Origin of the sequence: Rhizobium etli 8C-3 (genome assembly GCF_001908375.1) — a bacterium.
Taxonomy (GTDB): domain Bacteria; phylum Pseudomonadota; class Alphaproteobacteria; order Rhizobiales; family Rhizobiaceae; genus Rhizobium; species Rhizobium etli_B.
Window position 1 is genome coordinate 337,198 of the sequence record NZ_CP017243.1, and the last position, 25,188, is coordinate 362,385.

Genomic DNA, 25,188 nt, shown 5'->3' on the forward strand with positions numbered 1-25,188 from the left:
CGCATAGCGCGCCCATGCCTATGGACGCGCGCACCAACAATCCGCCGCACGCCTGCGCGCCCGATCCGCCGAACGGGGAAACGCCAGTTCGGTCGTCGTTTAGCGTGGAACCCTTCTGCATGTTGTTCATCTCCTTCTACCTGACAGAGAATGCCGCGGCGAGCGGCGAGCCGCCGCGGTGCTGCCGGCGTCGCACCGCGCGCGCGCGCCGAATGCAGCAATGCCGCCCATCGTCTTCGCCGCTGCCTCTTGACACGGGGCAGAGGATCCCAGCTCATGAGAATCCGATGCGGACTGTCATGGACGGATGTGCGGTCGGGTAATAGCGCCGGCCTTTTTCGACGCCGCTCATCAATCGCGGCCGCACCCCGGCCTCCTGCATGGTCAATGCCAAGGCGATGCTGAACTGCACCAGCTCCAGCCATACAAGGTGATAGCCCATGCAGACGTGTGGGCCGGCACCGAACTGCAGCATGTCCACCGGCCGGATCGGCTCCGTGCGTTGCAGCCACCGCCCCAGACGGAACTGATCGGGCGCTTCGTGCAGCAGCGGCGAGGTCGAGAAATGCAGTAGTGGGATGCATAAATGAGTGCCCGCAGGAATGCGCCGCTGGCCGAGTTGTAGTTCCTGCATCGCGCGACGCGGTACGAGCGAGGAAGCCGGATGCATTCGTAGCGTCTCCCGAAACAGCGCCTCTGCGACCGGACATTGCGCCAGGTCCTCGTGCCCGGTCGGCACCGCGCCCACGCGTTGCGCCTCTTCGACCAGGGCGTCCCACAGCTCTGGATGCTGCGCCAGCTCGATCACCATCCAGGCTATCGTCGAGGCGGAGGTCTCGTGGCCGGCAAGCAGCAGCAAGCGGATATTGGCGACCAGGACGTCATCGGAGAGCGCGCCATCGCTGCAATCGAAGGCGCTCACCATGTCGTTGATCAACCCGGTGCGCGCGGCGCGCGCGCGCGCGTCCCGGATGAACTGGCGCGACTGCGCGTCGATCCAATCGCGGGCGGCGCGGCCGCGTCGCAAGGGCATCCCCGGCAGGTCGATCGGGGGCGCGACCATCAATTGCAGCAGTTGCCGGTACTTGCGATGCCACTCCGACAGGTCTTGAGCGGGGATGCCCATGAGACTGAAGGTGAGTTTGAGCATCAGGTTGCGTGTGTCTGGCAGGATAGCGACTTCACCGCGGTCGCGCCACGCCTTGACCTGAGCCCTAATAATTGGTTCGAACAGCTCGCCAATGCCGGCCTCGGTCAGACCCCTCGGCAGAAACGCCGCTTTTATCCCATCGCGCGCCTGCCGGTGCGCGCTACCGTCCAAAGTGACCAACGTTCCGCCAAGGATGTCGGGCGCCATCTCTTCGATCAGTGCCGAGGACACTTCCTTGTGCCGGAGCAATGCGAGCGCATCTGGATCCAGGCATGTCATCAGGTGTCCGGCCGGGCCGAAGTCCAGCCAGAAGTGGCTGCCTAGGGTCCTTTCCGCGCGCCGCAGCAGGCGCGGCAGATCGCAGACGATGGCGGGGAGATGCCCGACCAGGGGGAAAGCGCCAGGCATGACCGGGATGTCGTCCCGTAGCCGGCGCCAGCGGTTCAGCGGGTTGAGCAGCATGTCCATCACCAATGCGACGCTGCGGTTGCTTCGGCGGCGTCACCGGCCGGCCGAGCCGCGCTGTTGCCACCGTCGGCGTAGGTTGGAACATGCGCCAACATGCCGCCGTCGATGCACACCACCTGGCCGGTGATGAACGCAGCCTCCTCCGAGAGCAGGAACGCGACCAGCGCGGCTACGTCCTCGGGGCGGCCGACGTGCGGCAGGAGCTGGTGCCGGTGTAGATGCCGTTGCATGCACTCGTCCAGCTTGGCGAAGAGACGTTCAGTCATGACAAGACCTGGCGCAACCGCGTTGCAGCGGATCTTCGCGTGTCCGTATTGGGTGGCAAGCGAGGCCGACAGCATGTTCATTGCGGCCTTCGACGCGGCGTATGACGTCAGTGCGGTGTCGCCGCTGAGCCCTTGGCACGATGACATGTTCACGATCGCGCCACCACCACGGCCGATCATTTGTGGGATGGCCTGCCGGCAGCAAAGGAGCGTGCCGCGCAAATTGGTCGCCATGGTCTGGTCCCAGACCGCCACGTCCAGGTCGAGGATCGCGCGGTCGTGCGGAGTCAAATGCATGGCGCTCGCATTGTTCACAAGCACGTCGACCCCACCGAAGCGCCGCTTCGCCGTTTTGAACAGCTCTGCCACCGCCTGCGCATCTGCGATGTCCATGGCCACGGCCAGCGCTTGGCCCGCTTCGGCTGCGATCTGTGCGGTGCAGGCGATGGCAGCGGGGCCATCAATGTCGGCCACCACCACTCTGCCGCCCTCGCGCGCGATGGCGAGGGCGCATGCCTTGCCGATCCCGGCGCCGGCGCCGGTCACCACGGCCACCTTGCCTTTAAATCGTTCCATCATGTTCTCCTGGATTGCGTAGGTCTTTCGCTGCATGTCGCTCAGCGTCTGCCGGAGAGGGCGTAGGGCCGGGGTTGGTGCAATGGTCATCGCCGGCTTCGCTTTCGATCACCCGAATGGCCGCGACCGGGCACTGGCTGGCTGCTAGGCGCACGGCGGCGTGCAGCGCCTGCGGGACCGTCGCCATGCACACTTCCGCCACGCCGTCCGGCTCCCGCTGACGAAAGGTGCCCGGCAGCGTCAACACGCACTGACCAGTGGTTCCGCACAGGTCCTGGTCGACCACGACGCGAACCTCAGCCGCCGCCTGCGCGTGCAGCCGCACCGGCAGCGCGCGGAACGTCCTAAGGAACGCTGAGGGCTCCCGGGTCGGCTGCTCGGCCAAGGCCAACGTGGGGAAGCGAGCCTGGATCTGCGGCAGGCTCTCGGCCAGTTGCACCCTGGCGAGTTGAGCACCTAGGCAGAAGTGGATGCCGTGGCCGAAGCTCAGCATAATCTTTCCGTCGCTCGACATGCCAGGCCTGGTGCCGTAGAACCGCACCGGATCGAAGCGGTCGGGATCAGCGAAAGCGTCCGGGTCGCGATTGCCGGCCGCGATCAGCACGCGCACGTCCGCGTCCTTCGGGATCACCACGCCATGCAGTTCGATGTCGCGCTGGGCGATACGCGGAATGGAGCTGAACATGGCCGGCGCCTCGCAGCGCAGTACTTCTTCTACAAATGCCTCCACCCCTGCGGCGTCTCCCTGCAGCCAGTGCCGCTCCTCGGGGTAGGCCAGCATCGCCAGCACCGCATGGTCGATAGTCGCAGCAGTGGTGGCGAAGCCGCCCAGCAACATGCCCCACAGCATGCTGATCAACTCCGCGTCCGAGAGCGTATCGGCGTCGTCGGTGTGTGCGCCGACCAGTGTCGACACGATGTCGCGGCGGGGATCGGCGCGCTTGCGCAGTATGAGGTCGCCGAAATAGGCCTTCACCCTGGCGCTGGCCACGTCCGCCGCGGCGAGGTGTGGATCGCTGGCGTGCGGGCTCAGGCCTTCTAGAATGGCGCTGACGATCGCTGAGAGCTCGAAAACGTCGTCTTGGGGCATGCCGAACAATTCAGCGAAGACAAGCATGGGCAAGGCCAGTGCGAATTCCCGATGCAGGTCCACCGCCTCTCCTCGCTCCAGTGCGGGCGCCATGCCATCCAGGCGAGCTGCGACGATGCGCGCGATGCTCGGCCGCAGGTTGTCGATCTGGCCCACGGTGAAATCGCGCGAAATCAGCCGGCGCAAACGCGTATGCGTCGGTGGTTCCTTCATGGCTAGCGTAGACGCCAGCAGATTGAGCGACAGGCTGCTCGCCGCACGCGGGAAATAGCGCGCCAGTTCGGATGGCGCCGGCCCCCGAAACGCATCGCCCGTAGCCTTGAACGCCCAGTAGATGTCGGCGTGGCGGCTCAACAGAAAGAGGCCCGACGCCGCGCGGTGCACCGGATCGTGCTCTCGCAACCACCGCATGAACGGGTACGGGTCTTGGATGCATGCTGGCGACGCCAGCTCGGCGAAGGCGTCGTGGCATGCTGCCGTGGTGTCTTGCACGTCCATCTTGATTACCTGTCGAGTGGCTGATCTGACCGGTGCGCGCCAGGCGCCGCCAAATGAGAAGATTGCGATGCCGGGGGGCGTCCGCACCAGAGCACCGGCATCTCCTCGAACCCGCCGGTAATGATCTCCTTGCGCAACTTCAGTTCTTCGGGCGCCACGGCCAGGCGCAACGCGGGAAAGCGCTGGAAGATCGAACCGAATATGGCCTTCAGTTCCAGCCTCGCCAGCGCCGCCCCGATGCAATTGTGCTGCCCGTAGGAGAACGCCAGGTGGGGATTTGCGTCGCGTCCGATGTCGAAGACTTCCGGGTCTTTGAAATGGCGCGGATCAAACGAGGTCGCCGGCAGGCCGACCAGTACTTTGCTCTCCGCGGGTATATGCACGCCCGCGATGTTAACGTCGGTCCGGGGATAGCGCATGATGCCGTCCCACCCCGCGCCAGGCGAATACATGCGCAGTATTTCTTCCACCGCCTTGTCCACCAGGGAAGGATCGCGGACCAGGCGTTCGCGCTGTTGCGGATGGCGAAACATGGCCAGCAGGCCGAATTCGATCTGCGCGACGGTGCTCTCGTGCCCCGCCACCAGCACGCCCGCCGCGAGGCCGATCGCCTCTTCCTCGGTCGCTTTGCCCTGGTCGACCGCGGCTAGCAGATCCGTCAGCAGGTTATCGCCCGGATCCTGTCGCTTGCCCCGTATTTTGCCGTGGATGTAGGCGCGGAGCTCTTCCCAGGCCAGGCCGGACGCGCTGCGCGGGCCGCTTTCATGCTGGTGCGTCATCACCTCGTCGGAGAGCCCTGCGAAAAAGGCGTGTTCCTCGAAGGGCACGCCCATCAGCGCGCTGATTACCTTGGCCGGAAGCGGAAAGGAGAGATGGCGTCGCAAGTCCGCGGGCTGGGGCTGAACCGCCAGCGTATCGAACAACTGCACGGTGATCGCCTCGACCTGCTGCGTAAGCAGCTTCACCCTGCTGTTGCTGAAGGCCGGCGCCACGATCGTGCGTAACCGAGCATGCTCGTCCCCTTCGTGCGAGACCAGCCATCCCGGCGAACCGAGAATGACCGAATCTGGGGTGAAATCCGCCGGAGGCATTCCCGCGGGCCGGAATGCCGCGTCAGACAGCACCGCCTTGGCCTCGTCATAGCCTGTCACCCACCAGCATTCGTGCCCGGACGGAAGGCGCACGCGGTGGATCGGACCCTTGGCGCGTAGCGCCAACATCTCGGGCGAGGGCTCGATGTGATCGACCCGCCACATCGGCAGCGTCGGCAAGGATTGTTCGGACATGGTGACGCTTCACTCTTTAAGCCCGGAAGGGGCGGAAGATGACGGGCGGACTGCGGGCAGCAAATGAGTTAAGACAGCGTGTAGACGACGTCCTCCTTGGCGATTGCCAGCGCCAGATCCTCCGGCCGCACGAACGGCGGGGGGAAGGCACGTCCCAATTTCAGGCGCGCCAGCGCAGCGCCCACGCACAGATGCGGCCCCTGGCCGAGGGGCAGGTGCGGGTTTTGCAGCCGGTTGAAATCGAACATGTCGGTAACGCCATAGGTCGGCCGACCGTAGGAATTCGCGCAGCAGGTTCGACCCCACCCGCCCACCGACCCGTCCGCAAACATAACTTCCAAACCAGTCCCACACGCCCGGTTTCCCGCCTGGCTCAAGGTCCGCCGCTTTGGCTGTACCGCTCGCGACGTGTGTGGCTCGCAAACGAAGAACTCTAGATCGCATCCAACACTCCTCACATTTTCCCGGCGCACAACCGAGCCACTATCATTGCCACAGCAAACCATCGGACCTCACGAGACGCGAACAGCGACGCGCCGCCCGAAGACCATCGCGCTGCGATTGGCGACATACCGTGACCAGAGCAAATCGCGTGCCGAAGTGAATTCGTGGGCTCAGCAGGCATTTCGTAGCAGCGCGTAGTGTCAAGCTCCCGCCATTCAGTCTCAATGCCGACAACCGCGGAGTACATGTCTGACAAAAGCCTGATCTAACGCCGGTCTGCGTCCGACAGTCGGCGACCTGCATGGGATGCCCCGAGGCGAGCTTTCGTGCAACAATCCGCGCCATCTTCGACGTCGAAGTTGCCCCGCCAGTTTTCGTCCCATGGGCGGGAACGTCGTCGACTGCGCCGCCGCGTTAAAAGCGCCGGCTTTGGGCAAATCTGACTGGACCCGCCTCGACCCTCCGGTAATAAAGTTTGCGGAGCTTATTTCCGCCAGATGCAAGTTCCGAGCTTGCAGTCATCTCGTTGACGTTGTTCTCAATGTTTCCACCCCCGCGCTTACCGAGACGGTCGAGCTTCTCGATCGGCGTAGGTCTAAAAGGCAACGGGAAACGATCAAATTTCGAGGCATGTTCTCTTCCGGAAACATGTCATCTAATCAGAAGCGGCGGTCGGCAGCAGTCGCCTTAGTCGGAGACCTTCTAAACCAGACGATGCCCGATCCATGCCGAAGATGAAGCAATCGGGAGACCAATGCAGCATCTCATGGACCGCCGCACCGTGGTGAAAAAAGCGGTCCTCGGTTGCTGGAGGTTGTTGAATAGTTCCATGACATCGAATTGAGCTTACGCCTGATGAATTCGGTCAATACCTACACCGCTAAGGGGTGCGCCGTTTACGCCTTGGGTCAAGCTTGGGGACGTTGGACTGCTCTGTTTTATCGCGATCACGTTTTTGTGGCTGGTCTGCCTGCCGAGTTCCTGAATGTATCGATCTGTCGCTCTCGCGCGTGGGCCGGAAGGACATAAATAGCAGGCTCAAGAAATAAACGACCTGAAGGAAAACCGAAGCCGCTAAGGTTACGGCGAACGCTTTGAAGATGGAAAGCGAGGCGGCGTAGGCCGAAACAGCGCTGGTGCACGTGACCAGCAGCAGGATGCAAAAAAAGGTTCTAAAGGGCAAGGTCTTGCTCCCGTTCGTTCGTCCAATGTTTCAACTGCGTCGACGCCGATGATTTCGCCCGGTTCGTCTACGCTATGAACGTGCATGACTTCGCCGAGAGCAGGCGTTGAAACAGCGTCTGCATGCAAAGCGGGTTGCGCCGTCGACAGCGATCAACTACTTCGGCATTCAGCTGGTGCCATAGGTTGCCAAAAGCCGGGTCAGCGCGAACACGCCAAAATGGCGACTTTTTCCTTCGCGGCTTCCAACTCGGCAAATGCACTGAACGTCTTCCGCCCTTCAGTGTTGACCTTTGTCCAGTTGAACGGGAGGCCTTCGGCAACGTAGTGAACGCCGCTTTGAGGCGTCAGCTTTCCGTTTCTCCAGCCCATGTCGGCACACTCGCGGACTCTGAGCGAATCGGCGCGACCTGGATCCTATCATTCGTCATTGCGCTCATAGGAGCACCGGGGAGCGGCGATCAATACGCACTTGCAGGCTTTCCAGTGCGCCCGCAACGATGAGGCCCTTGTTCGCCACTCGGTCCATCGGAGCAAACACAGGATCAAGCACCGGCCGGCAACATTCAAAACGTCGCGCGGCTTCCGTCATCGTTATTGACGGTGAACGATAAGGTTTACTACCGTCGCCTCCCAAAAGCGCTATCTGCCCGGCAAGAGGGATCGGGTACCCGTCAAAGATCGTGAAGGCGGTTAACCCAACTCGCAAAGCTTCTTCCCCAACAAATAGCGAGTGCATGTCGTCGAAGCGGATCATCTGAATAAGATCACTGCCAATTAAACCGGAGATCGATGCAATGCTGTTGCGATCAGGGAGCTCAGCGGCGCGAAAGATCGCACTTTCCGGCTCCAACAGATACACAAAATTTTCCATATCCTTGCCTTCTAAATTCTTGAAAAGAGCCCGTGCCCAGCTGCTTTTGACGGGAGCGAAAGCGACTCGTGCATCAACTCGGGATAGCGACAACGCGCGGCAATATGCAGATTCAGCGTGCTGTGTAAATGGTCCTGCGCCAATTCGGTTCGGTTCAATTCAAGTCACGCTCCGGACGTGTCGCTCCAATGTCGCCCATATCGTTGACTTTATTTAGATATTTGAATACGCGTGGTTTTATTCCGGCGCGCCCCCATACCAATTCCGCGCCAAACATGTACGCGACGATGTTGGACCATACCAGCAGCCGCGCAGTGGACTAAGGCGAGTTCAGCAATCGAACGTGGCGGCCATCGGCGTCGCCGCTCGTATGGCTCGACATTTGTCCCAAATTTGCGGAACGGGATCCCGACCTTGGGCAGGCTATGCAAACGGGTGCGTGTTCCAAGTTTGACGAGAGCTGTACGCTGTACGAATACCCCGGCAGAATTGGAAATCATCTCCCATGCTGCAGACGCGAGAAGCTGACGAGTGGAGCTTCTATCAAGGCACCCCTTGCGACGCTGAAGCAGAAAGAAAATTTGCAATCGGCAAGTTCCATCCGAGCATCACGACATTTGGCTAGCGCAACCGGGGCAACAGCCGCGCTCACTGTTGGCTTACTTAAAGTGTGCTGAGTGCCGCGGTCGCGAGTTCGCGCTCGGTCCCCAGGCGTTTTTGGTGCCGCGTTTTTAGTGCTATTCAAAACGCGGATGACGGCATCCAATCAATCTATTTTTCCTGATTAGCGACCTTGGTGCATGATCAAAGCGTCTAACCAAACAAGGTGATCGCGACGTCAGCGGAGAAACGTAAAAAATGCAATAGATAGGAAGCGGCAGATTTTATTGCGTATCCCGGAGAGATACTGCCGCCGCCATGTTGCTCGCTATGGCGGCGGCCCTCGGAGTGTGGCGAACAGGCCCGGTCTCCAACTACTCTGAGGACTATCGAAGAGACATATGATAACTCTCATCGACGGCTAAGGCGTCGTTGCGCAGCAGTTGATCTTCGATCTTCCCTCAGATTGCCGCACTCAGACTGCTCAATCGGCGCCGCAGATTGAAAGCCTGCGTTTGTCCGTTTGACGACAGCGGGAGGCGGGATCGCCTCCCGCTGCACAGGCGATCGAGTGATTGAAAAGCCGGCTTCAATTGTCACTTGCTCAAGTTGGCACAACCTTTGAATGTTCGCCTTCCGGGGACCAAAGCAGCCAACTGAATTCGATTATTGGAGAAAGCGACGAAGCGCATGCCAAATGTGCATCACATCGGGGTCTTGACGGTAGCGGTACCAACTGTGGACGCCGCACGTCAAACCGGCCTAGCCGTCGACCACTGCGACGATTGCCAAACACTCTATTTCAGCCGACCATGCCAGATGGGTCTCAAGTTATTTGATGACTATGTGCTCTTCCGCTTTTTTTCGCGCGCACTTGAAGAAATTGAGATGGGGATTGCCACCGCGACCGAGGCAACCGGCCTTTCGCTTAGGGAGCTGCGGGATACAACCCGCAGTTTCCCAGCAAGGCTTATCCGCGCCTTTGCCCTGCAAGAGGCGAGTGATTGCGTGCCTGATGCGGAGGAGCAACTGTTGCGCGACATGCTCCTAGCGCATGTGCGGCCAGGCGACCCTGAGGGCGTGCGTTTTGCTAAGATCATTGCGCGACGTTCCATGCGTGAAGACCACCTCTGGCGGGATCTCGGCTTGCATGACAAAGCCGAACTTAGGAGATTGCTGTTCGCGCATTTTCCGGCGCTGGCGGCAGGCAACACCTGCAACATGAGGTGGAAAAAATATTTCTACCGCAAGATTTGCGAAGCTGAAGGCTTTTCCCTTTGTAGCGCTCCCAGCTGCAAGGAATGCGGCGATTTTAATGAATGCTTTCTCCCTGAGGAAAGCGGAAGTCTTTCTGGAGCGGCAGAGTTCGTCGGGCACGAGATCTTGAAAACGTAAAGGCCACAGATGCAATCTTGGCGGGCTTGTCCGGCGACGTTGAACCGATACGGGGGATTATTGCTCCCGATGTTGCGACTGTGCGGGCACGCGCAAATGTCGCTTTCCTAAATATGAGCGGTGATGTCGTCGTCGGATAATGATCATCGGTCCATTCTATAGCGCCTACTAAAATTGCCTTAAGCTCTTCGCCATATTCGACTACGCGATCTACAATTTGTCGGAGCTGAGCGTGCGGCCGGAAAAAAGCATCCGCGACTAGCGCTTTAACTTGATAGCTTGCTCACGATCTTTGCTGTAGCCTTCGAGCATTTCCTCCAGAATTTGGCCCGCTGACGATCGAAACCGGCTCCGTTGTCAATCTCGCCAATGGCGGAACAATCCGGGCCTGCAAGACTTCAGCTGCCAAGCTGTCGGCATTCCTCCTATTTGTTCGTGGAGACAGCATAACAGCGAGCTTGTTGTAAGCGACAATCTCTACTGTGCCTTCATATGCGTTCTGCTGATCATCCGGCCTTAATTCCGACGCGCGGTGCGAAGCCGATTGGCCGTCAATGCGGTGCCGATCTGTTTGGCTCTACGACTTGCCACACTACTTCTGTCCCTCGCCTGAGATGTAAGGATACGGACGAGATTTGTTGATCTTTGACGCAAGCGATTTCCAACCGACAAGACCTCGCAGCCGCTTCATCCAGTTTGGCGGTTTCGAGACAAGAGTTTGTCGATCCCGCCTTCGAAAGTTTGGAATTAAATAGCTGAAGATCAGCAAAACAACTGTTTTATATGCTGCTGCCCACATGGCACGGGTTTTGAAGATTGCCATGCGAGGCGGCGCGAGCTGCCTGCCTTTTACTCAGCGATGGATGGAACGAAAGAAGGAAGGCGATATGTCAGATTTGCGTCAAATCGCATTTTACGGCAAAGGGGGGATCGGCAAGTCCACCACCTCCCAAAATACGCTCGCAGCGCTTGTCGACCTCGGGCAGAAGATCCTGATCGTCGGATGCGACCCGAAAGCCGACTCCACCCGGCTGATCCTGAACGCCAAAGCACAGGACACGGTTCTGCATCTGGCAGCGCAGGAAGGTTCGGTGGAAGACCTTGAGCTCGAGGACGTGCTCAAGGCCGGCTACAAAGGCATCAAGTGCGTGGAGTCCGGCGGTCCGGAACCGGGCGTCGGCTGCGCCGGGCGCGGCGTCATCACCTCGATCAATTTCCTTGAAGAGAACGGTGCATATGACGATGTCGACTACGTCTCCTATGACGTGCTCGGCGATGTGGTGTGCGGTGGCTTTGCGATGCCGATCCGTGAGAACAAGGCCCAGGAGATCTACATCGTGATGTCCGGCGAGATGATGGCGCTCTATGCCGCCAACAACATCGCCAAGGGCATCCTGAAATATGCCCATTCCGGCGGCGTGCGGCTCGGCGGCCTGATCTGTAACGAGCGCCAGACGGACCGCGAGCTCGACCTCTCCGAGGCGCTGGCTGCCAGGCTCAATTCCAAGCTCATCCACTTTGTGCCGCGTGACAACATCGTCCAGCACGCCGAGCTCAGGAAGATGACGGTGATCCAGTACGCGCCGGACTCCAAGCAGGCCGGGGAATATCGGGCGCTAGCCGAGAAGATCCATGCCAATTCGGGCCAAGGGACCATTCCGACCCCGATTACCATGGAAGAGCTCGAAGACATGCTGCTCGACTTCGGCATCATGAAGAGCGACGAGCAGATGCTGGCCGAACTACAGGCCAAGGAGTCAGCGGTGGTTGCGGCTCAATAACTGCCGCTGTCGACAGGACGCGCTGGCCCTTGCGCCAGCGCGTCCTTCCAAGAAAGCCGCTTCGGCGACGACGACCTAACCCGAACCTTGAAAGGGGGCAGGGGCCCATGAGCCTTGATTACGAGAATGACAGCGTTTTGCATGAACAGCTCATTGCGGAAGTGTTAGCGCAATATCCAGACAAGGCGGCGAAGCGCCGCAAGAAGCACCTCAGCGTCGCAACGAGCGGCGACGAGCCTGGCGATGAGCCGAAGGCCCTTTCCGAATGCGACGTCAAATCGAACATCAAGTCCATTCCGGGCGTGGCATGTGCCCAATAGGACCAAGCTTTCGAAGGAAAAAAACGTGTCAAATATTGTATGTGAACGTGACACGGACTGCAGGCGAAAGTCTTTGCGCGCACCGTCGTCGATTTTCGTTCCGAACACAAATAGCGGGGTGCAGTTGCCTTGGTATACTATCTACCCAACAATACAGGAGTTTTCTTCAGAAATCGGCGCCCACACTCATGAGCAATGGCTGAGAAGCCAGGGAACTGATGACGCTGTCTCGCTCTATCTCCACATTCCATTCTGCCGCTCGATGTGCTGGTATTGTGGTTTTCCGACTAGCATCACTCGTCGGGACACTTTGATAACCAATTATCTAGCAATGCTGCGCGAGGAAATCCGCCTGGTCGCCGAGCAAGTGCCGCAGGCACTCTCAGTGGGTGACGTGCACTTTGGCGGCGGATCCCCGACCATTATGCCATCGGCAGACTTCCTGTCGCTAATGGAACTCCTGCGCGGCCGTTTTGCGATTGAGCGAGGTGCAACCATTGCCGTTGAGGTCGACCCGCGCACGTTCACCACCGATATGGCCGAAGCCCTAGAAAGGACCGGTGTGAATCGCGCAAGCGTCGGTGTGCAGAGCTTCGATCCCGTCGTACAAAAAGCGATCAACCGGATTCAGAGCGAGGCGCAAGTGATGACCGCCGTCGAAAACCTCCGCCTGTATGGGGTCAGGCGTATCAATTTCGACTTGATGTTCGGTTTGCCGAACCAAACCGTCCAGTCCTGTCTCGAGAGCGCTATGTTAGCTATTGCGATGCGTCCCGACCGCCTCGCGGTTTTCGGTTATTCCCACGTTCCATCTTTTCGAAAAAATCAGCGCTTGATTGACACAGCAGCACTGCCCGATATAGCCGCGCGAGCTGAGCAGGCCTCAGCCATGGCCGATACGTTAGTTGCAGCAGGCTATCTGCAAATTGGTCTCGACCATTTTGCTTTGCCGGATGACGAGCTTGCAATAGCACAGAGAGCTGGTCGTCTGCGCCGAAATTCGCTTGGTTACTCTGCCGAAACCTGCTCAACTGTCATCGGTTTGGGCGCGTCCGCCATTGGTCGTTGCGGCGACGGTTACGTTCAAAACGATCTCACGCAAAGCTGTTATAACCGGCACATAGCATCCGGCCGCTTGGCGATCTCAAGGGGCTACCGTTTAACTACCGAGGATCGCGTAAGAGCTGCAATCATCGAACAGCTCATGTGCTACTTGGAGGCGGACATATCAGCAATCTGTACGGCTCAGGGATTTGATCAGACCCATCTAGTGAGTTCAGCTAAGCAGCTAGAGATTCTGGCTGAGGATGGGATCGTTGAGTTTGACAACGGTTTAGTCCGTGTGCGGCACGAACGTCGCTCTGCCCTTCGCCATGTCGCTGCCGCGTTCGATGCTTATCTTGGCCGCCAGCCGATCTAGACTGGCAAACGGAGGGCCTTGGAGTGATCACATAATCGAGCTCGAGTTCGTCGAGATGTTAGGCAGGAGGCAAGCCCCCAATTGCTCGATTTTAAATCGATCGCTGAATTCGCAGTCCATGGCATGTGTCGGTCTCGATCGCGTCACAGTTCAGCTCTCGCCACTGGCAAAGAAATCCGCCGTCAAATATCGTGAAAGGTCTGGCGCAGCACGGCTTCACCGGCTCGGTTGAGCGCGCCAACTTGAAGCAGGCGACACCTTCGTTCAAAACGGACCAGACGCCCGGACAGTTCAGCTTGACGCCACCAATGCGGCTTCGATTGCGCAGGCGGCGGAGACGCGCATCCAGGAAACCTGCGGCAGGCTCGATGTCCACGGTGGCGATCGAGCGCGGTTAAATGCCTAGAACATGGCCTAAACACTCTTGTCGTTGATCTCGACGAAATGGGACCGTGTTCGGACCCCAATTATTTGTCCTTGCCGTACACAGGTGATGCTGCCGCTGGCTCCACTACATGCCCGGGGCGACAGGTTGTTGCACTGCGACAGGTCACCGTTCAAACCGCTCCAGCATTGTTCTCAACTGCGCGTTTTGCAGCCTTAGCTTTCTGGCTAGTTGCCTCCTGAGCACCCTGATGTCTTCGTCGAGGCTCATCTGGTCCGCAGTGTGAACTGCCGGGGCAGCGTTTGCAATCGCGGCTGATGCCTTCTTACGCGGGGCGACCTCGAGAGTTCGCTCGAGCCTCGTAGCATCGTGCCCAGCGGCGATGTCGGTACTAAGCCCGCCGAATGGAGGTGGATCGGCCGCCTCAACGTTTTTGGCATCTTGGCCTTCTACCTGATCGTGGCCACCGATTCCGACTTCCTTAGAAACGACAAACTCGGTGGAAATTGCAGGAGAATGGCCGTGACGGGGAGGCCCCTCGCTTGCCGGTCGAACGGCGCTTATCAGGCTCTTCTCGGCAGGCGTTTCGGTCGGACCGGCAATGGCCAATGTGTCCGGCGTAACCTTCTGGTCCGAACCGTTTTCTCGCTTTTGTTCGCGACCCGGTGAGATCAGTCGGGCAAGAAGTTTCCAGGGAGACGCCATCTATCCGACCTCGCGTTTTATCCCGCAAGCAGGCAGTGAGTTTGGGGTCCGGCAACAGCATTACCGTTGCCGAATTGTTTGTCTCGATAAGAATGTAGATACGGTCGCTTATTGACCGGCTGCTTATATCAATCGAGCTTGAGCCGTTTGCGCAGATCTTCATTTTCAGCGCGAAGTTTTTCAGCAAGAAGCTTGCGCAGCCGCTGATTTTCCTCTTCCAACTGCAAAAGGTCTGCCATTTCATCGCTCGCCGTCATCGGGGCAGCCGGCGCTGCCTGCACAGCCTTTGGAGCACGGTGCACAGGTGCGCGTTTGGCGCTCGCCGTGGCTTCGATAGCCTTTGTCTTGCGCCCTCTCCTCTTCACACCACCGTCCCCGGCCAGCGCAGCTGCCGGCTCTGCCGTAGCGTCAGCTAACGCGGTCTCGAGTGCCGCGACTTTTTTGGCGCGCGGTTTGCGCTGTTTCTTCGGCGCATTAGGCGTTTCGACAACGGTCTGTCCATCGACCTTGGTTGTCGTATTAGTCTCGTCGGCCATGCTCATCTCCTGTGTATCTGATGCAGTTGTCGACGGCCCGAGAGGCGCTGTCAACAACTGCTCGGCCTGATCTTGTTCCGGCAAAGACATTTCGCTGTCGGGTTTGCCACTCTGAGAGCTACCTGACAGAAAAGGCAATGCCTCTTCCTCTAGATCGCGCGCGACTGACTTTAGATCCACATTGCCCCAGATCGAGTTCGATCTGGCATCAAGTTTTCGCCTGCCGTTCTTGTACTCGACGGCAAAACTGCGTTGCACTTTTTTCAATATAAGAGGCCTTGGAGAATCCACGGGGTGGCTGATGTTATGCTGGAACAGCACGAATAGCGCCTACCGGACTACCAGTCTATACCCACGGTCTAGCCTGAGGCCAATTTTTTAGCGCCGCGTTATTTTTTGGAGTTACCGCGGCCTCTGCCGATTTATCGTCCCGGTCCCTAAGTGGTGAAGGAGCCGCGCACCAACCCAGGCTTCTCCTTCGTCGGCTGGCGCTTCAAAGACCAGATGCTGCGCACTCACGCCGGGGAAAATGTTGAAGCGCTTGGCCCACGTTTCGCGGCACTCGCAGCGGCGGTGCTGACCAAGACCGAACGCAGTTTCCTTGCAGCTAGCGCCGCCATTAGGCTCATTGATGTGCCGAGACGAACATGCGGCTTGGCTTTGTCGGCTGAAACAAGAGTAGCGAAGGAGTGTTGCTTTTATGACAAGACACGAGGAGTTTGTCGGTCGAATGTCACAGGCGGATCTGCCTTGCACACGGCCGCCATAGAGAGAAGGATGGGGTCGCCGCTCGCTTCACTGCTGAGTCACGCCATCGTTTTCGTGAATGCATTCCATCCAAACAATCGATTTTACTGATCGAAACGGTTGCCATTAGAAGACGCTGAAGAAGCGTTTTGTAAAAGCCGTAATTCGGAGTTCTTAAAATGGGTCCTCGGGTGCCGTGGAGACTGTGCTGGGAAAACGAGATGAGGCAGTCGGTCTGCTGCCTGGTCTCGATCGTTATCTTGCGCTCGACGTGATCGAGTAGAATCTTGGTCGTTGCTTCTCGACGTTTCAGTGGGCTCTCACGGGACGCACTTTTGCCCCGGTCGATGCCGCCTCCTATTCGTCTTCACCGCGCGCTGGTCATCTTTCTACTGCTTCCCCTTCTAGCGTTGTTGCAGATCGGTTCTCACGCCGTGGGCGCCGTTCGACGTGATTATCAATGGCGGTCCCACCGCGTGGTAGCTGAGTTCGGTACTGGCGCATATGCGAATGACGGAGGCCGGCGGCGGAATTCTGTGTGCTATGCCTCGGAGCCAACGCAGGCGCACTCGCCGCTGCAAGGATACGGTCTGCGACCTTTGTAGCGACCACCAAACGTCGTTGTGGCTGTCGGGCGGAAAGATGAAGGACTGGGTAATGTGGATACGTTACGCGGCGTTACTGCCGCAAATGCTTCGGTCTGGGGCTCTGTTAGCGCCGATTGTCGGCAATCTCACCGATCCGGTCACGATCTGATTTCGGCTTCGACCCGTGAACTCTAGCTGCACTGTCAAGCGCCACCCTATGAAACTACGAAAGCCGGTGGCCAGGCCAGAGCGACCTACCTTTCGAAACGAACTGGAGAGCAACATGCTGTGTCTAGGGCTCAGTGGCGGTCTAAGCAGAGTCTACGAAAATTCGTTCGATCTACCGAACACCTTTATGCACGATGGGGCTGCGGTTCTCGTTCGCGACGGGCGAGTGATAGCGGCGGTCGAGGAGGAGCGCCTTAACCGGATCAAGCACTCCAACAAGTTACCAACGCGTTCGATTCAATATTGCCTCGCATCTGCAGGTGTTCAGCTTAGCGACATCGACCGCATCGCGTATTATGCGACCGAGGCCTATTGCAACGCTGTGCTCGAGCGCGTGCGCCTCTCTTACCCAAGCACCCCAATACCGGATGCGAGACTGTTTTTGTGCGGCTTACTCGGGCAAGAATTTGGTGCCGAAATTGATCCCTCACGTGTGTCCTTCGTGAGCCACCATATGTCGCACGCCGTGAGCTCGTTTTTCATGTCGGGCTTCGAGCGAAGTTTGGTCCTCTCAATTGACGGCGGTGGAGACTTTCTTTCGGGGCTTTTGGCGATTGGTTCCAGCACGGAGATTGAGCCACTCGTGACATTCCCGGAGAATGATTCTCTAGGGCTGCTATACTTGGAAACGATCCGCTACCTAGGTTATGGCGCGTTCGATGAATATAAGATCATGGGTCTGGCACCTTACGGCAATCCCGCTTCGTACCGCGAGATCTTCGAACAATTTTACGAACTCCTAGACGACGGTGGTTATCGGGTCCATCTCGACCGAGTTGGTCCTACGTTGCTCAGTAACATTCAAATACGCCAGAAAGGCATGCCGTTCACGCAGCAGCATAAAGATGTGAGTGCTTCACTGCAGGAAGCACTGGAACGGATCGTGTTCCACGTCCTACGGCATTACACCAAGGTTACGGGCATCGAACGACTGTGTTTGGCCGGAGGAGTGGCACACAACTGCACTTTGAATGGCAAGCTGCTGTACTCGGGGATGTTTGACGACATCTTCGTGCAACCGGCGGCCCATGACGCTGGCTGCGCACTAGGCGCCGCATTGATGGCGTCTCATGATCTGGGGCATCCGGCACCTCGTGAGCGTTTGCAAAACGTCTATTGGGGACCCGACCTGGAGAGCGAAGGAAGCGTGGAGGAGGAACTTTTTGCTTGGGGCCAGCATCTCGAAATTGAACGCAGTGATGACGTGACAGGCAAAGCAGCCGAATGGATTGCGGATGGCGCCGTGATCGCCTGGGTGCAGGGGCGTTCGGAGTTCGGTCCACGGGCGCTAGGCAACCGGAGTATTCTTGCTGAACCGAGGCCGGCGTCAAACAAGGATCGAATTAATATGATGGTCAAGAAGCGGGAAGGCTACCGCCCATTTGCTCCCTCGGTATTGGAGGAGGACGCCGTGGAATTCTTTGATCTGCCAGGTACCTTGCGCAAATTTCCTTTTATGAATTTCGTAGTGTCTGTGCGCGAACCCAAGCGTAGTTCGCTAGGCGCCATCACGCACGTAGATGGTACGGCTCGTTTGCAGACAGTGTCACGCGAGACAAATCCCGCATATTGGGAGCTAATCAATGCTTTCGGGAAGCGAACCGGCGTTCCGATCTTGCTCAACACGTCGTTTAACAACAACGCCGAGCCGGTAGTAGATTCGGTTAGGGATGCCGTAACGACTTTTTTGACGACCGACCTGGATGCACTTGTGATCGGTCCATTTCTCGTCAAGAAGCGAATCTCAACGATGGAGGAGTGGAATAAACTAGCAGTTTCCTTGCCACCTTACGCAAGTCTCCATCAGGCGCGTGCATATTCCACCCTGGATCGGCAAGAGACTGTATGTGAGATCCGCACAGGCGCCTCCAGCCTGCAGGCCGTGCGTATTTCACCGGAGTTGTTTGAACAGCTAATTAGGATTGAGGGAGAAGCCCTGGTTGGAGACATTTTGGATGGAATCGCGCCGGTTTCAGGTAGTCGTGAGACTTTCCTAAATGAACTTCGGCAGATTTGGGAGCAGCGTTGCATATGCTTAAGCCCGGTACGTGGCCGCAAATCACAGGTATCCGTCCCCGCTGAGGCCTCGGTGACTAGTGGGCTTTCAGCATAGCTTGGGGTCGCTTCGTTACGCCAAACAAACTCGCGAATAACAAAGCCCGCGACAGACAATGCGCCGTGCCCACCTATCGCACGGCGAAGCGTCAACAACCATGTCGAAAGAAGGGCCAAATGGCTCGGTATTTCAGTGATATCCTGCCCGAGCTCGTTCAGCAGTGGCACTTCGAAAACTTAAGGAGAATGTGATGGATCCGGTGTGTGGGTTAGACGTACATCGACAGATCGTTTCGCTTCTCGATAAGCCTAACCCTGTAATCTTTGACATTGGGTGCAATGACGGAAGCGATGCTCAACGCTTTCTGCGCCTTCTTCCGAGCGCCCAGCTCTATTGCTTTGAGCCAGACCCCAGAGCCGCTGCACGCTTCAAGGAAAAATGGGTTCTGATCGGGATCGGATGAGGCTATCCGAGGTTGCGATCAGCGACCGAAACGCGAGGATCGAGTTTCATCCCAGCAATGGCAATGACAGCGCTAAGGAATGGGATCTCTCGGGCTCGATACGCCGTCCCAAGAACCATCTTTCTGAGTACGAGTGGGTTCGGTTTGACCCTCCGATTTCGGTTGAGACTAGGAGGCTGGATGACTGGTGCAGCGAAGCTGGCCTAGAGAACATAGATCTCATCTGGATGGATGTGCAGGGAGCCGAGGCCGACGTTATTGCCGGTGGCAATCAGATCCTGATGAGAACGCGTTACATATATGCTGAGTATAGTGATCATGAGCTCTATGAAGGTCAGCTTCCCCTGCGCGCCATTCTTGAGCTCTTACCTTCCTTCCAGGTGGTAGTTGAGTATCCCCGAGGAGTGGAGGGTGACGTTTTGCTTAAAAACTCAAGCCTATAGCCGGTTCCCTTTTTGGGATTCAAGAACCGCGCGAGTTTGCCGGAGGCTTCAACTCATGAGAGATTGGAGCCGATATGAGCAAGACAACGAACAATTTCTCGCCTGAAGTCCTCCGCATGGTGCTGGATCACGAAGCCGAGCACCCCGCGCGGTGGGCTGCCGTTTCATCTATCGCGGCCAAGATCGGTTTCTTGCCGGCCACGCACGCTGCACGAATGGGTGAAGAAGACCGAGGTCGATAGCGGTAAGCGAGCAGGCCGGCCGAACGATGTCGCTGAGAATATGAAGGCTCTTGAGCGGGAGAGCCGCGAGCTTCGTCAGGCCAACGCGATTGTGCGCAAAGCGTCGGCGTATTTTGCCCAGGCGAAACCTGCCACCGGAAAAGACGCTCGACAGCTTTGATTTTGATGCAGTCCCTATGCTCTCCAGGCCCAGGTCATGGCCATTGCCGCTGGCGACAGCTGGGTCGCGAAAGGTGCCAATATCCTCATGTTCGGTACGCCGGGCGGCGGAAAGAGCCATCTCGCCGCGGCCCTCGACCTCGCGCTGATCGAGAACGGTTGGCGGGTGCTGTTCACTCGCACGACCGACCTCGTCCAGAAACTGCAGGTCGCACGGCGTGAACTCCAGCTCGAATCCGCCGTCGCAAAGCTCGACAAGTTCGATCTGCTTATCCTCGACGACCTGGCCTACGTCACTAGGACCAGGCCTAAACCCGCGTGCTCTTCGAACTCATCTCCGCAAGATATGAGCGGCGCTCCATCATCATCACCGCCAATCAGCCCTTTGGAGAATGGAACCGCGTCTTTCCGGACCCGGCCATGACGCTTGCCGCGGTGGACCGACTTGTTCATCACGCTACGATCATTCGAAATGAACGTCGAAAGCTAACGGCGACGTTCCGCGATGGAAGCCAAACGTGGTCGACCCAGCCGGCTTGCGGCCATTACCTCTATCTCATTGCAAAACGATGACACTGAAACGTCAGGAATCCGGTCTTCTCCATACAAGGCAGCCGATCGAACAAAATGTCGTAGCCTGACGGGAGACGCAGGGGTGTCCCTCCCGCATGCGGCGCCCTTTGCTATCCCGGATGAAGGGGATGGCGGCAACGACATGCGCAAGCCCACTGAGGATAGAAGGACTGGGTGAAAAGACGCCCCTGAAAACAGTGGGTTTGGCGACACTTGTTGGTTCGGGCAGGCAAGACGTCGTCTACATGCATCGAATGGATGACTCGCATTTAAACAATAGATTTCACCAATTTTCGCGGATGCTCCATAGACGGCCGTCTCCACTCCACCGGGTATGATCCGTTGAAAGGCTCTCAACCAATCCAACAACGCCTGTAGCCCCGAAGCACTGGCGGCGGGAATGGCATCAATCCTACCTGGTATCGCCTGGCCTTAGCCGAAGAAAGGAAACGTCTCATGAAGGTTACTGGTTACTACGTCATCGTTGCAGCGTTGCTCGCATTGGCATTGCGGGCCGGGCCGTCACTTGCAGCAGATGATCGTAACCAAGATTGCGGCCCGGCGACAAGTGACCCCCGCGCAAACCTGAATGGTGCTGACAAAGCCCATTCAGCGGAGCACACTCAAGACTTCAATTGCCAAGATACTCCTGCCGAAGAAGGTGAGTGCTACGAGTGCGTCTTACCCCCCGAAGTACGTATTGAAGGCGCCGAAGTGATCGACGTCGCAGACCGAAACTTTTATCCGCGGAAAACACTGCTACTCGCCAGAATGATCAGGCACCACTGAATCGTGTCGGTTGAAGGTAGCAGTAAGACCATCAAAGCCACGGCGGCTGGAACATCGATACTTTCTCAATTTTAGGCGACCCTTTGCTTGCTGATCTCTCGTGGCGCCGCATTGCGACACCAAGCCTTTTCACCTTTTATCTCGCCACCTCGCTACGGATGAAGACATGCGGTTCAAGGGCCTTGATCTGAATCTCCTCGTCGCACTCGACGCCCTGATGACCGAGCGTAATCTCACGGCGGCAGCGCGCAGCATCAACTTGAGCCAACCGGCCATGAGCGCGGCCGTCGGCAGGTTACGCACCTATTTCAATGACGACCTTTTTACCATGGTCGGTCGCGAACTCGTTCCAACCCCGCGTGCGGAGCGGCTCGCGCCTTCGGTCCGCGAGGCTCTGCTTCACATCCAGGTCTCGATCATATCTTGGGATCCGTTTTGCCCTGCTCAATCGGATCGCTGCTTCAGAGTTATTCTTTCCGATTACGCCGCACTCGTTTTTTTTGAAAAGGTCGTGACGCGTGTCGCCCGAGAAGCGCCCGCCGTCAGCTTCGAGTTGCTGCCGATCGCCGATAACTACGATGAGTACTTGCGGCGCGGTGACGCCGATTTTCTCATCTTTCCGGAATTGCTCATGTCGCGCGCACATCCTAAGGTGGCGTTATTCGAGGAGACCCTCGTGTGCGTGGGCTGCCACTCGAACAAGCTACTCTCGGAGCAACTTACACTCGAGAGGTATATGTCGATGGGACACGTTGTGGTGAAGTTTGGGAACGCTAGGACGGCTTCCTTCGAGGAATGGTGTTTGCTTGGGCATGGGCTTAAGAGACATGTCGAAGTAGTCGTGCAGGGCTTCAGCATGGTTCCGTTCATGCTTTCAGGGACCGAGCGCATAGCGACAATGCCCTTACGCCTGGTCAAGCAGCTCGAAAAGACAATACCCCTGCGGATCGCCGACCTTCCGCTACCGCTGCCCGCGTTCACACAGGCCCTCCAATGGCCCGCGCTTCACAATAGTGGTCAGGCAAGCCTCTGGATGCGGGACGTGCTATGTCAGGAAGCATCCCGCATGCCCTCGCCCCATGAGGTAATGAGACGTCTCAGGATTTCCTAGCATTCTTTCGTGGTTTTGTCGTTCGGCGTGATTCATGGCGTCGGAATGAGGAGCCTCTTTGAGACGTCGCCGCTACAGTCTCACGGATGATCGATCCTGTCCCGCTGGCCCAACAGCCGCGCTGACTGACGACCAAGTATGGAGGAACTGGACAGATGCTCTCCTACGCCCGCCGTTCAACGACCAATGAAACAACCTCCTCGACAGTTTGTCGACGACGCAAGTCGAAGGTTCACGCAGCTCCAATCGACATTAGAGTCTGTCAGGGTTATTCTGAACCATACCCTGCATGTCTGAGGTAGTTGGAGCACTCCTGGGGACTGAACGCCTTCAAGAGTTCTCCAATGCGTCTCCATGTAGTTTCAACGGTTCGTTCGTCTGCCTTTCTGACGAGTGTCTTGAGCTTTGCGAACATCATCTCGATGGGATTGAGGTCGGGGCTGTAGGGCGGCAGGAAAAAGAGATGTGCACCGACATCTCGGATCGCATCGCGGGCCGGCTTTCCCTTGTGGCTTCCCAGATTGTCGAGGATGACGATGTCACCGGATTTGAGTGTCGGGACCAGACATTGGCGAACCCATGCGGTAAAAGCGATGCCATTGATGGGACCATCGAGGACGAAGGGGGCAACGATGCTATCGCGGCGTAAGCCGGCCAGGAAGGTCAGTGTCTTCCAATGACCATGAGGGACTTTTGCAATGAGGGGCTCTCCCCGCTGACACCAGCCGCAGGTGCGCGTCATGTTGGTCTTGACCCAAGTCTCGTCGATGAAGACGAGACGGTCCGGATCAGGCCGGTGCTGATGGGTCTTCCATCGCATCCGGAACCGGGCCACCTTCGGGCGGTCTTGCTCGCTTGCCACCATCGTTTTTTTTGAAGGTCTTGCCTTCGCTGCGCAGAAAGCGCCAGACGGTGTCGTGAGACACGTTGATCCCCGCAGCCTTCAGGTCCGCCGACAGTGCGCGCACCGTCCAGTCGGACTTGACTTGTAGCCGCTGACGCACTGCATCGGCGGCCGCACCCCTCAGTGTCGGTTTGACATAGCCGCCGATCTTCGCCGGCACCAGGCCTTTACCTGAACGATCGAGTTGTCCGATCCGCACCGCTGTCGCAGCCGATATGCCAAACCGCTCCGCTGCGGCGCGAACCGTAATGCCATCACTCAACGCTGTCGCAATGCGCGTTCGCAAATCCAGAGAAAGAGGTCGCACCATCATTGCCGGCCTCCACACCAGCAATGACCTTGAATCACAAAATTGAAGGCAAGGGAATCTCCGCACGATTCCGATTAGCGCTGACAGACTCTAGCAAGGAGCGGCAAACCAACCCCTAATATGGGACGGGTTCACCACATCCGAGCCGTGGCGCCAGATTGCCCTCCGGTGATACCTCAACGTCTTTATTTTTGCGGCAGAACATTCTCACTGCCCTTTTCCACCTGATCGATCACGAGCAGCTTTACCGGCTCGGTGCCGTTGTTCGCCCCTTTATGCCATATCCCCCAGGACTCGACGATAAAATTCCCTGCCGTGAAAATGCTTTCTTTCCCAGATTCTGTATTGGTGACCGTGATCTCCCCGGAAAGCACATAGCCATAGCGCTGATAGCGATGCTGATGAATTGGCAACGTCGCACCGGGCGCAATCTCATAAATCGAAGCGATGACCTCGACATCCTTCCGTGGAACGATGATGGGCTGACCGGCAATCGTACGATCGGTCCTTAAGATAGGCGTAGCCGCGACCGCATTGTTTTCGAACGCGTTCGCGGGACACGCCAGAGCAAAGAGCGCCGTAGCGATTGAGATGACCTTCATTTGCTTTTCTCCTGATACACGCCGGATCTTCCTGAAGGGTGTTTGCTTCCGAGTTCGGCCAGTTGCAGAGCGACAAACCTGCATCGTCTCACCGGCGCCGACACGGGTTCATTTGTTCCCGGACTATGATGATTATCTTCAGAGCTCTGCGGGTCTTTTCAAGATACTGCATCGCAATACCCCTCATGGCGTGGTGGCGAGTAGCGTCAAGACATCAGGCGCCGACGCAACAGCGCTGCCGACAGGAAGAACGGCAAAATCGCGTAGATGCAAAGCGCGCCTATATGCATGCCCATGCTGCCCGCGGGGCGCCCAAGCATTGCCGGGCGTATGAGGTCGATCGCATGCGCTAGAGGCAAGAACTGCGCTACCTGCTGAAAGGCCTGGGGCAGTTGCGCGATTGGAAACACCGCGCCGCACAAGAACAGCATTGGTGTCAGGACGAGCGTCTGGTAAAAAATGAAATACTCGTAACTGGGCGCAAGCGCCGTGACTACCATCGCAAGGCTCGCGAATGCAAATCCAGTGAGCATGATAACTGGCAGCACATAGACGACTGATGGCCACGTCGTATAGCCTAGCACGGTGGCGACGATTATGATTCCCGTACCGGCAAGAAATGCCTTGCTCGCTGCCCATGCCAACTCACCCAGGATGATGTCCCCAAGTGTCATTTGTGTGTAGAGCATGGCTTCCCAGGTGCGTTGGGCGTGCATTCGCGTAAAGGCCGCGTAAATCGTCTCGAACGTCGCAGAGGTCATCGCACTTGTCGCCACCATGCCGCCCGCCAAGAACGCAACGTAAGTTGTGCCGTCAACGCGACCCACAATAATTCCGAGGCCAAGGCCGAGGCCAAAAAGGTAGATCATAGGATCGGCCAGACTTCCAACAATTGACGCAAGTGCTACTTTCTTCCATGCCAGATAGTTGCGTCGCCATATCGCAATCCAGTTAAAAGCGTTGGCGGGCAGAGCCGCGGCACAACCTTCACCCATCGT

General features: G+C 57.9%; 19 protein-coding genes and 3 pseudogenes. 10 read left to right on the forward strand and 12 right to left on the reverse strand.

Features of this window, described 5'->3' with window-relative positions:
• Nucleotides 1–274: 274 nt before the first annotated feature.
• From AM571_RS24180 to AM571_RS24220, 7 genes are all read right to left on the reverse strand, one after another.
• Nucleotides 275–1,618: a cytochrome P450 gene (locus AM571_RS24180; RefSeq protein WP_018247208.1), complete on the reverse strand. Its 1,344-nt coding sequence runs from the start codon at nt 1,616–1,618 to the stop codon at nt 275–277.
• Nucleotides 1,618–2,460 carry an SDR family oxidoreductase gene (locus AM571_RS24185; RefSeq protein ID WP_018247209.1) on the reverse strand — a complete coding sequence of 281 codons (843 nt, stop codon included), beginning with the start codon at nt 2,458–2,460 and terminating at the stop codon, nt 1,618–1,620. Before AM571_RS24185 ends, AM571_RS24180 begins: the two co-directional genes overlap by 1 nt.
• Nucleotides 2,447–4,048, reverse strand: coding sequence for a cytochrome P450 (locus AM571_RS24190; RefSeq protein WP_004673819.1), 1,602 nt, complete (start codon nt 4,046–4,048; stop codon nt 2,447–2,449). The genes AM571_RS24185 and AM571_RS24190 overlap by 14 nt, the downstream gene beginning before the upstream one ends.
• Before the next feature lie 5 nt (nt 4,049–4,053).
• Nucleotides 4,054–5,334 carry a cytochrome P450 gene (locus tag AM571_RS24195; protein WP_004673818.1) on the reverse strand — a complete coding sequence of 427 codons (1,281 nt, stop codon included), beginning with the start codon at nt 5,332–5,334 and terminating at the stop codon, nt 4,054–4,056.
• 68 nt (nt 5,335–5,402) lie between these two features.
• Nucleotides 5,403–5,582 (reverse strand): hypothetical protein, encoded by a 180-nt coding sequence (locus AM571_RS37685; protein WP_004673817.1) that lies wholly within the window; start codon nt 5,580–5,582, stop codon nt 5,403–5,405.
• Nucleotides 5,583–7,161: 1,579 nt separating this feature from the next.
• Nucleotides 7,162–7,332 carry a CCE_0567 family metalloprotein gene (locus AM571_RS38500; RefSeq protein WP_004673816.1) on the reverse strand — a complete coding sequence of 57 codons (171 nt, stop codon included), beginning with the start codon at nt 7,330–7,332 and terminating at the stop codon, nt 7,162–7,164.
• A gap of 64 nt (nt 7,333–7,396) precedes the next feature.
• Nucleotides 7,397–7,834 carry a DUF3846 domain-containing protein gene (locus tag AM571_RS24220; RefSeq protein ID WP_004673815.1) on the reverse strand — a complete coding sequence of 146 codons (438 nt, stop codon included), beginning with the start codon at nt 7,832–7,834 and terminating at the stop codon, nt 7,397–7,399.
• A gap of 1,290 nt (nt 7,835–9,124) precedes the next feature.
• Here AM571_RS24220 and AM571_RS24230 point away from each other — a divergent pair.
• From AM571_RS24230 to hemN, 4 genes and pseudogenes are all read left to right on the forward strand, one after another.
• A complete protein-coding gene (locus tag AM571_RS24230) occupies nt 9,125–9,829 on the forward strand; it encodes a nitrogen fixation protein NifQ (protein WP_004673813.1) in 705 nt (234 codons plus the stop codon).
• 887 nt (nt 9,830–10,716) lie between these two features.
• Nucleotides 10,717–11,610, forward strand: coding sequence for a nitrogenase iron protein (gene nifH / locus AM571_RS24235; protein WP_004675840.1), 894 nt, complete (start codon nt 10,717–10,719; stop codon nt 11,608–11,610).
• A gap of 107 nt (nt 11,611–11,717) precedes the next feature.
• Nucleotides 11,718–11,915, forward strand: a pseudogene (locus tag AM571_RS24240) (hypothetical protein); the annotation flags it as partial.
• Between the two features lie 88 nt (nt 11,916–12,003).
• Nucleotides 12,004–13,350: an oxygen-independent coproporphyrinogen III oxidase gene (gene hemN / locus AM571_RS24245; protein ID WP_018247211.1), complete on the forward strand. Its 1,347-nt coding sequence runs from the start codon at nt 12,004–12,006 to the stop codon at nt 13,348–13,350.
• A gap of 550 nt (nt 13,351–13,900) precedes the next feature.
• Here hemN and AM571_RS24255 read toward each other — a convergent pair.
• Both AM571_RS24255 and AM571_RS24260 read right to left on the reverse strand, forming a co-directional pair.
• Nucleotides 13,901–14,440: a hypothetical protein gene (locus AM571_RS24255; RefSeq protein ID WP_004679185.1), complete on the reverse strand. Its 540-nt coding sequence runs from the start codon at nt 14,438–14,440 to the stop codon at nt 13,901–13,903.
• Between the two features lie 128 nt (nt 14,441–14,568).
• Complete coding sequence (locus AM571_RS24260) at nt 14,569–15,243, reverse strand: transcriptional regulator (RefSeq protein WP_008536492.1); 675 nt, start codon at nt 15,241–15,243, stop codon at nt 14,569–14,571.
• Nucleotides 15,244–16,593: 1,350 nt separating this feature from the next.
• Here AM571_RS24260 and AM571_RS24275 point away from each other — a divergent pair.
• From AM571_RS24275 to nodD1, 6 genes and pseudogenes are all read left to right on the forward strand, one after another.
• Nucleotides 16,594–18,651: a carbamoyltransferase gene (locus AM571_RS24275; protein WP_004679190.1), complete on the forward strand. Its 2,058-nt coding sequence runs from the start codon at nt 16,594–16,596 to the stop codon at nt 18,649–18,651.
• Nucleotides 18,652–19,053: 402 nt separating this feature from the next.
• Nucleotides 19,054–19,500, forward strand: coding sequence for an FkbM family methyltransferase (locus tag AM571_RS24280; protein WP_269466793.1), 447 nt, complete (start codon nt 19,054–19,056; stop codon nt 19,498–19,500).
• Nucleotides 19,501–19,574: 74 nt separating this feature from the next.
• Nucleotides 19,575–19,878, forward strand: a pseudogene (locus AM571_RS35875) (transposase); the annotation flags it as partial.
• Nucleotides 19,844–20,388, forward strand: a pseudogene (gene istB, locus AM571_RS24285) (IS21-like element helper ATPase IstB); the annotation flags it as partial. The pseudogenes AM571_RS35875 and istB, both read left to right, overlap by 35 nt.
• A gap of 542 nt (nt 20,389–20,930) precedes the next feature.
• Nucleotides 20,931–21,263 carry a nodulation protein NolE gene (gene nolE / locus AM571_RS24290; RefSeq protein ID WP_018247213.1) on the forward strand — a complete coding sequence of 111 codons (333 nt, stop codon included), beginning with the start codon at nt 20,931–20,933 and terminating at the stop codon, nt 21,261–21,263.
• 166 nt (nt 21,264–21,429) lie between these two features.
• Complete coding sequence (gene nodD1 / locus AM571_RS24295) at nt 21,430–22,374, forward strand: transcriptional regulator NodD1 (RefSeq protein WP_018247214.1); 945 nt, start codon at nt 21,430–21,432, stop codon at nt 22,372–22,374.
• A 268-nt stretch (nt 22,375–22,642) separates the two neighbouring features.
• On the opposite strand, the gene AM571_RS35880 is transcribed toward nodD1, so the two are convergent.
• The 3 genes from AM571_RS35880 to AM571_RS24315 all read right to left on the reverse strand — a co-directional run bounded on the left by AM571_RS35880 (nt 22,643) and on the right by AM571_RS24315 (nt 25,185).
• Nucleotides 22,643–23,588, reverse strand: a protein-coding gene (locus AM571_RS35880) for an IS630 family transposase (protein WP_165918605.1) whose coding sequence is annotated in 2 segments (ribosomal slippage) — nt 22,643–23,248 and nt 23,250–23,588 — 945 coding nt in all. Because the reading frame shifts where the segments join, the coding sequence is not laid out codon by codon here.
• Between the two features lie 185 nt (nt 23,589–23,773).
• Entirely contained in the window at nt 23,774–24,190 is a 417-nt protein-coding gene (locus AM571_RS24310; RefSeq protein WP_004679201.1) for a cupin domain-containing protein, read from the reverse strand.
• Between the two features lie 206 nt (nt 24,191–24,396).
• On the reverse strand, nt 24,397–25,185 hold the full coding sequence (locus AM571_RS24315) for an ABC transporter permease (RefSeq protein WP_004679202.1): 789 nt from the start codon (nt 25,183–25,185) through the stop codon (nt 24,397–24,399).
• Nucleotides 25,186–25,188: the final 3 nt, after the last annotated feature.